The sequence below is a fragment of the Desulfobulbaceae bacterium genome (genome assembly GCA_013792005.1).
GTDB lineage: Bacteria > Desulfobacterota > Desulfobulbia > Desulfobulbales > VMSU01 > VMSU01.
In genome coordinates, this window is record VMSU01000050.1 from 1 (window position 1) to 1,897 (window position 1,897).

3 protein-coding genes are annotated in these 1,897 nt (G+C 40.6%); all 3 read right to left on the reverse strand.

Features of this window, described 5'->3' with window-relative positions; translation table 11 throughout:
* On the reverse strand, positions 1 to 393 hold a 393-nt coding region (locus tag FP815_02985), incomplete at its 3' end, for a DUF4268 domain-containing protein (GenBank protein MBA3013900.1).
* 112 nt (positions 394 to 505) lie between these two features.
* Entirely contained in the window at positions 506 to 1,063 is a 558-nt protein-coding gene (locus tag FP815_02990) for a hypothetical protein (protein MBA3013901.1), read from the reverse strand.
* A 70-nt stretch (positions 1,064 to 1,133) separates the two neighbouring features.
* Positions 1,134 to 1,784, reverse strand: coding sequence for a hypothetical protein (locus tag FP815_02995; protein MBA3013902.1), 651 nt, complete (start codon positions 1,782 to 1,784; stop codon positions 1,134 to 1,136).
* Between the last annotated feature and the right edge of the window lie 113 nt (positions 1,785 to 1,897).

Below are 1,897 nucleotides of genomic sequence, written 5' to 3' on the forward strand. Positions count from 1 at the left end.
AATCACTATAGCCTCAATTTTTAGTAGGTAGAAACTTGCAGATGACGATTCATTAAGCCATGTAATTGCACTTACATGCTCTGGACGGGGATCAGCCACAATCCAAATGGCGGTCTTCGCTGCCATAGCAACTAAGTAAGTCAAGATCTTGCCTAGGTGGTCATGATCGCTCTTCTCAAGCTGGTTTTCTATAATAACAGGATTCCCGGACTCGTCCTCGGCGACAAGATCAACACTAAAAGCACCTGCGGCCTGCTCGCTTTCAGGATTAGAGAGATTCAGATCAACAACTTCACTTAGAACGTCGATATTATCTTGGAGCCATTTTGTAAAATCTATTGCTTCATGCTTCCATACATCCCGCAGTGGCACTCTTCTTAACTTACCTATCATCTTTTCTCCTCAATGATACGAGAATCCTATAGATATAACGCTGCAAATCAGCCCACCTATACCGCAGAGCGACGATAGGGGCGGCGTGCGATATTGGGTCGAATTTGCATTGTCATATCATTGATTTTCTGCTAATGGCTCCTATAAGAGCTGAATTGTCATTACCGCTCGTTACCTCAGATTTGATAGAGTCGAATCCGTCAATAACGAACTCTAGAAATTTGACTCCATTCAGTTTGACGATATCATGCTCCCGTAGCAACTCTGGCTCATTTGAACCGCCTACAGACAACCCTATGTCTGTATCTATGTTCTCCAACCTCAAATCTGTCATTCCAAATACATGAACTAAATTCGTCCTGAGAGAAACCAGAATATTGAGATAACGGTCTTTCTTAAAAGCGCACTGCTTAAAATAATTGCTCGAAATAAAGTACTTTATATTGTCTTCGGACCGGCCATCTTCAGCTGTTTTATTAATGAAAAAACCTAATGTCTCACAAGCAATTAATCCTGTTATGAACAGCGAAAAATTAAACGCTCCAGGCAATTTTTCCTTTAATGAATCGGACTTTGAACGCTCTTCAGCTATTATTTTGAGGCTTTTAAGGTCCGCTATTAGCGTACCTTCAAGGCGATCCAAGATCCTTTTTGCTTTACCTTTACTCAAGCTTATCCCTTAATTTGATATAACGCTGAAGTCACTGGTCGGGTGAACTGACATATTGGCCAGACTCATTTTATGGCCAGTTCAGCACTTCATCCAAAAATGGTTTCGGTAATGGTCGTGGCAATACTATTGAGCCAAGGCCATCTCCATTGCCGACTTCTATGCCTTCCCCACGAATAAATTCACGAACAGTAACAGAAGCTACAAATGCGTCCATCATGTCTTTGGGGCCTGGTAAACAAGCTGAAAAATCAATATGTACCTTCACTTTCTTTACGCCAAAGAGTAGTGAGTAGGATGCAGTAGGGAAAACCTCGAAAGTTGGTAAAAAAGTCCCTAATTCCTCGAAAAGTGCGAAACCTTTCAGCATCCAATTAGGAGCCTCATGATAGAGAGGTGTCCATTGTGGATTGGCAAGTTTATGGGCGCTCACAACAATTTCGCAGTGCCTACCACGACCTTTATCTTTTTGTGTTTTTGCGCGCCATTTTCTTTTACTGCCAACCCAATACCAGTGACGTGGGGAAATTAACGCCATTCTCGGGGCATCAATACCAACATATAGTTTTGAGTTAACAGATAATTCTTTCAATAAGTTGAAAAAAATTGTGTGGTCATCTCCAAACCAGCCGGATGCCTTCAAATCTCCATTATTATCGGATATTGCATAGCAACAATCTCTTTTTGTCTGAATATCGATACCAATAAAGAATTCATTCATAATAATGTTTGTGGCCAACCATTGATTGACAAGCAAATTTGCATAGATATAATGATATTAAAGGTATTTTCGGGCAAATTTGCCTTGCCTTATTATCCTAATATTATGACATC